At 75.9% G+C, this 8,880-nt stretch carries 7 protein-coding genes; 3 read left to right on the top strand and 4 right to left on the bottom strand.

Translation table 11 applies throughout. The features are described 5' to 3' along the window. Positions 1–153 precede the first annotated feature (153 nt). Positions 154–1,077, bottom strand: coding sequence for a DUF3068 domain-containing protein (locus tag LG943_RS27265; RefSeq protein ID WP_270075252.1), 924 nt, complete (start codon positions 1,075–1,077; stop codon positions 154–156). Positions 1,078–1,486: 409 nt separating this feature from the next. Here LG943_RS27265 and LG943_RS27260 point away from each other — a divergent pair, with 409 nt between their 5' ends. Then, the gene (locus LG943_RS27260) at positions 1,487–2,839 is read left to right on the top strand and encodes an acyltransferase family protein (RefSeq protein WP_408648666.1); all 1,353 of its coding nucleotides are present in this window, start codon (positions 1,487–1,489) and stop codon (positions 2,837–2,839) included. Between the two features lie 99 nt (positions 2,840–2,938). Here LG943_RS27260 and LG943_RS27255 read toward each other — a convergent pair whose 3' ends face one another. Continuing rightward, positions 2,939–5,254, bottom strand: a complete 2,316-nt coding sequence (locus LG943_RS27255; RefSeq protein WP_270075251.1) for a hypothetical protein — start codon at positions 5,252–5,254, stop codon at positions 2,939–2,941. A 179-nt stretch (positions 5,255–5,433) separates the two neighbouring features. On the opposite strand from LG943_RS27255, the gene LG943_RS27250 reads away from it, so the two are divergent. After that, positions 5,434–6,177, top strand: a complete 744-nt coding sequence (locus LG943_RS27250) for a class I SAM-dependent methyltransferase (protein ID WP_270075250.1) — start codon at positions 5,434–5,436, stop codon at positions 6,175–6,177. An 80-nt stretch (positions 6,178–6,257) separates the two neighbouring features. Next, positions 6,258–6,977 (top strand): class I SAM-dependent methyltransferase, encoded by a 720-nt coding sequence (locus tag LG943_RS27245; protein ID WP_270075253.1) that lies wholly within the window; start codon positions 6,258–6,260, stop codon positions 6,975–6,977. 45 nt (positions 6,978–7,022) lie between these two features. Here the strand turns inward: LG943_RS27245 and LG943_RS27240 are convergent, their stop codons facing one another. Together LG943_RS27240 and LG943_RS27235 are read right to left on the bottom strand one after the other, a co-directional pair. Continuing rightward, a complete protein-coding gene (locus LG943_RS27240; RefSeq protein ID WP_270075249.1) occupies positions 7,023–7,436 on the bottom strand; it encodes a PPOX class F420-dependent oxidoreductase in 414 nt (137 codons plus the stop codon). A gap of 104 nt (positions 7,437–7,540) precedes the next feature. Next, the gene (locus LG943_RS27235; RefSeq protein ID WP_270075248.1) at positions 7,541–8,773 is read right to left on the bottom strand and encodes a DUF3068 domain-containing protein; all 1,233 of its coding nucleotides are present in this window, start codon (positions 8,771–8,773) and stop codon (positions 7,541–7,543) included. Positions 8,774–8,880: the final 107 nt, after the last annotated feature.

The following is an 8,880-nucleotide window of genomic DNA, read 5'->3' as shown; positions in this document are numbered from 1 at the left end:
CGGGCGGTGCCCGCCGCCCGGCGGCCGGCCCGGGGCCGCGCGGACGGGGCGGGGGCGGGCGCCGGCCCGGCCGCCGGGGCGGCCGGGGTACGCGACGCGGTGCGCTCCGCCTCGTCCATGCGGCCGGGGTCGCGGCCGGGCTCGGTCACCCGGTCAGTACCGCTCGCGCGCGCCGCCGCCGGCGATCATCAGCACGGCGCCCACGCCGAGCAGGGCCACGCCGGCGACGAGCAGGACGATGGGCACGGTGGTGCGCAGCAGGGGCAGGACGGTCATGCCCTGGCGGGCGTTCTCGATGTTGTTCTCGATGGTCTGCTCGTCCCAGATCATCTCGCCGTCGAAGAGCACCAGCCGCTCCTCGCCGTCGACCACGACCGCGCGGTGCTGGTCCTCGCTGAGGCCGATGGGGGCGCCGGTGGTGGGCTCGATCCAGTAGGTGCGGGTGATGCTGTACATCTCGTCGCCGGTGACGTCGCCCTCCTGGTCCATGCCCAGCAGGTCGGCCGGCAGGGTGCGCTCGCCGATCTTGACGTCCTCGATGACCTGCTCGAACCGGTAGGTCTCGACGCCGTTGACCTCCTCGACGCCCTGGAAGGTGATGGGGCGGGTCAGCCGGCTGGTGGTGTCGAAGAACTCGTAGTCGCGCTGCTCGGTGAGGAAGGGGAACTTGTAGATCTGGCCGCTCTGCTCGACCGCGTCGTCGTTGACCGAGGCGTCGCAGCAGTCCACGCCCTCGCCGGTGACGCGGTCGTGGCCGGCCCGGCGGTAGGTGGACTGGAAGGCGAAGTCGCGCTCGATGTCCTCGACCCAGGTGAACTGGTCCCACACCGCGATGTCGTCGGAGCTGGCCGCCACGTCGCCGCGCACCGTGGTGTAGGCCTCCACGGTGGCGTTCTCGATGGACTCCATCTCCTCGGCGTTGAAGTAGGTGACGCCCTCGCCGTGGTTGACGGTCCGGCTGTACTGGTCGAGCGGTGCCCGCATGAGGGATTCGGCCATCCAGTACCGCAGCATGGGAGCCAGGGCCAGGCAGAAGACCCCCAGTGCGATGCAGACGACCGCGACGGTACGGCGCATTAGCCCTCCTGGGCGACATGGGCGGAGCTGGATTTTCGGGTAGAGTACCGCCCCATACTGGACAGAGTCACCACGGCGTGGCTGAATATTTATAACCGGTTCTAGTCCGCACGCGCGGCGCGATTAAGCGGCTCGGCAGTTTGAACCGGCACCCCCGAGAAGAACCCGTTGCACCGAACGGCCGCCGTGCGGCCCCCCGCAGCCCGCGCCGGCCGCACCGGGCCGGGCGGCGGCACACGACACGGCACGACACGGGAGGAGGCCGCCGGTGAGCGCGTCGCCCCAGGACCCCTCCGCGCCGGAGGACAGCGAGGCAGGCGGCCCGCACCGCGCGCCCCGCCTGCCCCGCGTGCCCCGGGTCCTCGACGGCACCGACCCCGCCGCCGCCCAGGACCGCGCGCCCGGCCCCGTGGCGGGCGCGGAGGCGGAGGGCGGGGTGAAGGGCGGCGCCGAGGCGGCGGGCGGCCCGGGCACCGGCGCCGAAGCCGGGCTGCCGCAGGTGCGCGGGCACGTCGAGGCGCTGGACGGCGTCCGGGCGCTGGCCGCGCTCATGGTCCTGGTCTTCCACGTCGCCATCGAGACCGGCGCCGCGCTGGCCCCCGGGGTGCTGGGCGCCCTGCTGGCCACCGGCGAACTCGGGGTGCCGCTGTTCTTCGCGCTGTCGGGGCTGCTGCTGTACCGCCCCTGGGCGCGCGCGGCGTTCGACGACACCCCGCTCCCCCGGGCGCGCCCCTACCTGTGGCGGCGCGCGCTGCGCGTGCTGCCCGCCTACTGGCTGGTGGCCGTGGTCGCGCTGCTGCTGTGGTCGCGCGAGCACCTGAACTCGGGCGCGGTGTGGGCCCAGGTCATGACGCTGACCTACGTCTTCGACACCGACCCCTGGTACGTGGGCACCGGCCCCTACGGGCTGGGCCAGACCTGGAGCCTGTCGGTCGAGGCCACCTTCTACGCCCTGCTGCCGCTGCTGGCCCTCCTCCTGCACCGCGCGGCGGCGCGCGGACGCCCCGGCCCGGCGGTGCGCGGGCGGCGGCTGCTGGTGGGGCTGGCGCTGATCACCGCCGTGGGGGTGCTGGCCCTGCTGCCGCAGTACTATCCCGAGCCGCGCCCCTACATGTACGCCTGGCTGCCGCGCTGCCTGGGCATGTTCGCGGTGGGGATGGGGCTGGCGGTCCTGGGCGAGTGGGCCTGGCGCGAGGGCGGAAAGGCCGGTGCGGCGGACGGCCCCGTGCGGCGGTTCTGCCGGACCCTGCCGCGCGCCGCCACCCTGTGCTGGCTGCTGGCGGGTGCCATGTACCTGCTCGCGGCCACGCCCGCCGCCGGTCCCCGGTTCGTCGGCGTGGACGGGTTCTGGATCTCCCTGGTGAGCATGGCGACCTCGATGGGGTTCGCGTTCTTCGTCATCGCCCCGGTCGCCCTGCGCCCGGCCCGCCCCGCAGGGCCGCCGCCGGTGCGGGCGGGCGGCGGCGCCTGGCTGGAGGCGCTGCTCGGGCACCGGGTGATGCGCTACCTGGGCCGGATCTCCTACGGCGTCTTCCTGTGGCAGTTCATCGTGCTCTACCTGTGGCGCGACTTCACCGGCCAGGAGATCTTCACCGGGTCGTTCTGGCTCGACGTCATCCCGGTCGCGGCGGGCACGGTCGTCCTCGCCGACCTCACCTACCGCTTCGTGGAGCGCCCCGCCCGCCACTGGTACGGCGCCGCGGACGGCGGACGCCGCAAGAACCGCTCGGGCCCCCGCCGTCCCCGCACCCCGGTCAACTAGCCGTACCGACCAGGGGTTTCACGGCATTTCGCCGGGCCGGGCACGCGGGCGTCGATCCGCGCCCCGGCGGCCGCTCACCGCCGATGCGCGCCCACGGCCTCAGTCGCCGCCCTCGCCGTCGCCGCCGCCGTCGCGACGGCCCTCGCCCCCGCCGTCGCCGTTGCCGCCGTCGCCGTCCCGCCCCTGCGGCCGGCCACCCTCGCCCTCGCCCTGGTCCTCGCCCTCCTCCTGGGCGTCCTCCGCCCAGGGGTCGCCCTCCGTCACCGGCTGCAACTCCCCGAAGGTCACCCACCGCATGCACAGCGCGTCCTCATCGGTGTGCAGCACCAACTGGTCGCCCGCGCCGTCCAGCGGCAGGTACCAGACGCCGCCGTCGGGCGCGGCGGGCAGGCGCGTGGTCTCCCACCGGTCGCCGAGCACGGCGCCCACCTCGGTGGCCCGCTCGGAGGTGTAGGCGATCGACAGCACCAGCGTGGGGCCGCCCAGGGACTCCACCGGCCACATCACCTGGCCGCCGAAGGTCAGCACGCACTCCTCGTCCTCGGGCGGGCCGAAGAACGCGCTGCCCTCCACCGGCTCGCCCGGCACCAGGTACCCCGCGTCGTTGAACACCAGCGCGGCGTTGGCGGGCTCGGGGTCGCGGATGCGCTCGGCCACCCCCGGCTCGGCCAGCGGGCTGAGCAGGTGGGAGGTGAGCCGGCGCGGCCCGTTCCACGGCAGCACGATGTCCTCGGGCACCGGGCGCGGGTAGATCCCGGCCTCGGCGGGGACGTCGCGCACCGACTGGCGGACGGTGTCGAGGTACCAGCGCACCCGGTCGCCCGACAGCGTGTCGGTGAAGGTGTAGGTGGAGTAGGCGCCGGCCGCCGTCAGCGCCGCCGTGGCGGTGACCGCCACGGCCCGGACCGCGCGGGCCGCGCGGCGCGGCGGTGTCCACCGGCGCACCGGCTCGGCCTCGCTGCGGGTGGGCAGGAACGCGAAGGCCAGGCACAGCACGAACACCAGCGCGGCGTCGGCGACGTAGCGCGGGTCATAGCCCACCAGCGACTCGTAGCGGCCGCGCGCGATCGCGGTGGGCACCAGGTCCACCACCACCAGGTAGCCCGCCAGCAGCGCCCACGCCCGCCAGGCCCGGCGCCGGGTCAGCAGGCTGGCCGCCGCGATGAGCAGCAGCACCGCCCACGCCGCCGCCACCACCCACGTCGGGGGGTCGAGCAGTCCGCCGGCGGGGGTCACCGGCCCCCACTGGCCGGGGCCGCCCACCGCGCCGGCGGGGAACGTCTCGCCCAGCAGGCCGCGCGCCATGTCGGCGACGGCCTCGGCGCGCGGCATGCCCGCGCCCTCGCCCTCGGCGGTGTCCTGGCGGGACAGGTAGACCAGCCCGTAGCCCACCGACAGCAGCGCCATGCCCACCCAGAACGGCAGGTCGCGGTCGGCGGTGCGCCACAGCACGCGCGGCAGCCGGCCCGGCACCAGGAACGCGGCGGCGAACGCGAACAGCAGCGGCGGCAGGAACACCGCCTTGACGGAGAACGCCATGCCCAGCAGCACCGCGCCGGCGGTCATCCAGCCGTAGCGGACCTCGCCGGTGCGCAGGTAGCGCACCAGCCACAGCAGGGCCAGGGCGATGGCCAACTGGAACGGCACCGCGTTGAGCGCGGCCGACCACCACGCCAGCACGGGCACGGTCAGCGGCGCGAAGCAGTACAGCGCCAGGGGCGCCACGATCGCCCAGCGCCGCCCGAAGACCACCCACAGGAGCCGGAACACCGCCACGGCCGCGCCCGCCTGGAACGCCAGCATCACCCCGGAGGCGCCGGCCCAACTGTAGGGCGCGACGGCCGCCTGGATGTAGGCGAGCAGCATCGCACCGGGCATGAGGTGGCCCTTGTGCAGGTCGGTGAGGTAGTCGACGGTGAGGTCGGTGGCGGCGGCGTTGCCGATGAAGAGGAAGTCGTCCTCGATGAAGTAGGCGGCGCCCAGCACGTGGACCTTGAGCGCGACCGAGCCGAGGATGAGCGCGGCGCCCAGGAGCACGACGGGGTCGCGCAGGCCCCGGTTCAGCAGGGCCGCCCACGCGGCGGTGCGGCGGGGCACGGCGGGTCGGGGATCGCCCTCGGGGGCGGGTTCGGCCGGCTTCTCGGCGCCGGAGGTGTCGGCCGCCTCGTCCGTGCGGCCCCTGCCGCCGGCCCGGGCGGTGTCAGAGTCGGAGTCGGCGTCGGCGCGGTCGGGCGCGGCGTCCTCGGGTGCGTCGCCGGCCGGCTCGCGGCCGGGCTCCACTACCGTGGGACCGCCCTCCAAGGCACCGCCGGAGCCGGTGCGGGCGGAGTCCTCTGGCGCGCCGGCGGGTGCGGGACCGGGGGCCGGGTCCTGCGGGGAGCCGCCGGCGGGGACGGGGGTCTCGGCGTCGTGCATGCCGCTCCATTCCCATGCGTGGTATCCGGCCGGTTGACGCCCCCCTGTACGCGGGTGTCAGAATACAACACGTTCCACATCGTCCGGGGTTCGCTGCCGCAACGCCATTACAGCAGCGTGAACGTCAACGAGAACCAGGTTCAGTCCGGTTCTCCCTGCACCGCCGAGGAGACACGGTCTTGGGGCTCGACGAGGTCCGCGCCGACTGGACCCGCCTGGGGGCGGCCGAACCGCTGTGGGCGGTGTGCGTCGACCCCGCCAAGCGCGGCGGCGGGTGGGACGACGACGAGTTCCTGGCCTCCGGCCGCGGCGAGATCGACGCCGCGCTGGCGCGGCTGGCCGACCTCGGCCTGCGGCCGGGCTCCGGGCGCGCCCTGGACTTCGGCTGCGGCGCGGGCCGGCTGTCCAACGCGCTGGCGGCGCACTTCGACGCGGTGGTGGGTGTGGACATCTCACCGACCATGCTGGCCGAGGCCCGGCGCCTGGACCGCAGCGGGGGCCGGATCGAGTTCCGGCTCAGCGACCGCGCCGACCTGGCCGGCCTCGCCGACGACTCCTTCGACCTCGTCTACACCGACCTGGTCCTCCAGCACCTGCCGCCGCCGCTGGCGGAGGGCTACCTGCGCGAGTTCACCCGCGTGGTGCGCCCCGGCGGGGCGATGGTGATCGGCGTGCCCGACCGCGAGCGGCCCACCTTCAAGGGGCTGGTGTTCCGCTACGCGCCCTGGCCGCTGATCCGGCTGGCCCAGCGCGTGCTGCTGGGCTACCCGGCGCCGATGCGCATGCACCCCCTGCCCGCGCGGCGCCTGGCGGCGGTCCTGGCCGAGGGCGGCGCCCGCGTGGTGGCCGCCGACGAGTACTGGGGCGGCGACCACTGGCGGCACCTGCGCCACTTCGTCGCGGTGCCCGGGGAGGCGCGGTGAGCGGCGGCGCGCCCGAGCGGGCGCACGGCACCGGCGGGGCGGGCACCGCGCCGGGCGCGGCCGCGCCGTTCCGGGCCACCCTGGGCCGGTCGGTGGCGCTGTTCTCGGCGTTCCGCAAGGAGCAGACCGACCCTGACCACTTCTACGGCACGCTCGCCCGCGACACCGTGGCCCAACTGCGCTCCTACACCCCGCTGGAGGGCGCGGTGGTGGTGGACGTCGGCGGCGGCCCCGGCTACTTCGCCGACGAGCTGCGCGCGGCGGGCGCCCGCTGCGTGTGCGTTGACGCCGACGCCGGCGAGATGCGGCTGCGCGACGGCGAACTGCCCGACACCGCCGTGCTGGGCAGCGCCCTGCGGCTGCCGGTGCGCACCGGGTCGGTCGACGTCTGCTTCTCCTCCAACGTGCTGGAGCACGTGCCCGACCCGCCCGCCATGGCCGCCGAGATGGTGCGCGCCACCCGCCCCGGCGGGCTGGTGTACCTGTCCTACACGCTGTGGCTGTCGCCGTGGGGCGGGCACGAGACCTCGCCGTGGCACTACCTGGGCGGGCACTACGCGGCGCGGCGGTTCGAGCGGCGCACCGGGCGGCGGCCCAAGAACGACTTCGGCCGCACCATGTTCGCGGTGTCGGCGGCGGAGATGATCGCCTGGACGCGCGGGCGCACCGACGTCGAGGTGGTCGACGTGGTGCCGCGCTACCTGCCCCGGTGGACGCACCCGGTGGTGCGCGTGCCGGTGCTGCGGGAGTTCGTCACCTGGAACCTGCTGCTGGTGCTGCGCAAGCGCCCGACCGGCTGAGCCGGGCGGCCCGGCTCAGCCGGGGTGTGCGGGGGGCCGGCGGGCTCAGCCGGTCGCGCGCGTGCCCGGGCGGTCGGGGTCGACGTTCCAGCTCGCCACCGCCCGCGGGTGGATGCGGATGACCTCGCGGGCGAAGACGGCGGGGCTGATCGGCGGCTCGTCCAGGGTGAGGGGTTCGGCCCGCCCGCGCACCTCCACGCCCCGCTCCCGCCGCGCGCGGGCGGCGCCGGCGGCGGACGCGGTGTCGTCCACGACGAACGCCACCTCGCGGTCGGGGCGCTCGCACACGTCGCGATACTGGACGTCGGCCGTGATGTCGGGGCCGCCGATGTCGATGGTGCCGTCCTCGTTGAGCCGGAACGCCACCGGCCGCACCCGCGCGCCGCGCGGTCCCACGGTGGCCAGGCGGCCGACCGGTTGGGTGGCCAGGTAGTCGATCTCGGATTCGGTGAAGCACACGGCGCGGCCCTCCTCGACAGGCACGGCCCGAGCGGGCCGGGGCACCACCGTAGAAACTCAACCTGACTTGAGGTCAACCACGCGGCGGTGTGCCCGCCGACCGCTCACCGCTGGGCGGACGCCCGCTCGGCGGTCTCGCCCGCGGCCTCGGCGCCGGGCCGCTCCCCCGACACGCCGGATCCGTCCGCGCCGCCATCACCGCCGCGAGCGCCGTCGTCCCCGCTGCCGGCGTCATCGGGTGCTCCGGGGCGGGGACGCAGGACCCGCCAGGCCGACAGCGGCAGCAGGAGTACGCCGACCGCGCCCAGGCCTGCGGGCAGCCACTCGCGCACCGCGCGCAACAGGGTTCGCTGCTCCCCGGCCTGGCGGACGAGCGGGGCGACCTGCTCCTCGGGCATGGTGAACCGCGCGTCGAGCAGCATCCGCTGCCCTTCCCCGCCCGCGGCGGGCCGCAGGACCTCGCGCCGCTCCTCGGCGATGTCGACGACCCGGCCGCTCACGGGCTCCACCCAGTAGGTGCGCTCCACCTCCAGCCACCGGTTGGCCTCGACCACTCCCCGCGCCTCCAGTCCCAGGGCGCTCGCGGGGACGGGCCGGGCGGAGTCGGGGATCTGGGTGGGCTCGACCCGCTGGACGTAGCGGCGCACGGCCAGGCCGCCGACCTCGTCGGGTCCCTCGTCGACCATGCGCGGCGCCGCCCGCAGGTCGGCGTCGTAGAACGGGTACTCCGGCCACGGCGCGCCGGCCGGCCACTGGAAGACCAGGCCGGCCTGGCGCACGGCGCGGTCGCCGTCGACGTGCTCGCCGCAGCAGTTGACCGCCATGCCGGTGGCGCGGTCCACGATCACCCGGCGGTCCAGGTGGGAGACCATGTCCTGCCCGGCGGCGACGTCCACCGACATCTGCCAGGTGCTCCACCGCGGGTTGCCGGGGCTGGGCGTGCCCCGGATGTCGGTGCGCAGCTCGACCTCGGTGTCGGACACCGTGCGCCAGGTGCCGGTGTCGAGGTAGGCGCCCGCCTCGTCCACCAGCCGCACCCGCTGGTCCACCTGGGCGGGCAGCAGCGCCACCTGCCCGGCGACGTAGAAGCGCAGCAGCAGCGCCGAGGTCACCAGGAACGCGCCCAGGACCAGGCCGAGCAGGGCGGCGTTGCGGCGCAGCGGCTCGGGCAGGCGGCGCGGCGGGCGCTCCGGGCGCGTCCGGCCGGCCCCGCCGCGCCCGTCGAGGCCGCCACGCCCGTCAAGCCCGGTGTGCCCGGTGTGCTCGCCGTGCTCCGCGTGCCCGCTGTCGGCACCGCGCCCGGCATCCCGGCCGCCCGGCCCGCTCACGGCGCTCACGCGCGCACCTCCTCGGCCGTGCCGCCGGCCGCGTGCCCGGCCGCCGCGCCCGCGCCCGCCGGCTCGGGGGCGGCCCCGGCCGGCTCCCCCGGCTCGGCGCCGGTCGC

It is taken from the genome of Streptomonospora mangrovi (assembly GCF_027604915.1).
Classification (GTDB): domain Bacteria; phylum Actinomycetota; class Actinomycetes; order Streptosporangiales; family Streptosporangiaceae; genus Streptomonospora; species Streptomonospora mangrovi.
The sequence above is the reverse complement of the archived record's forward strand: the minus strand, read 5'-3'. Positions and strand labels throughout refer to the sequence as shown.

What these genes read in the sequence shown, in the direction of transcription:
- LG943_RS27255 (WP_270075251.1), bottom strand. Translation starts at nt 5,254, where the DNA reads ATGCACGACGCCGAGACCCCCGTCCCCGCCGGCGGCTCCCCGCAGGAC.
- LG943_RS27265 (WP_270075252.1), bottom strand. Translation starts at nt 1,077, where the DNA reads ATGCGCCGTACCGTCGCGGTCGTCTGCATCGCACTGGGGGTCTTCTGC.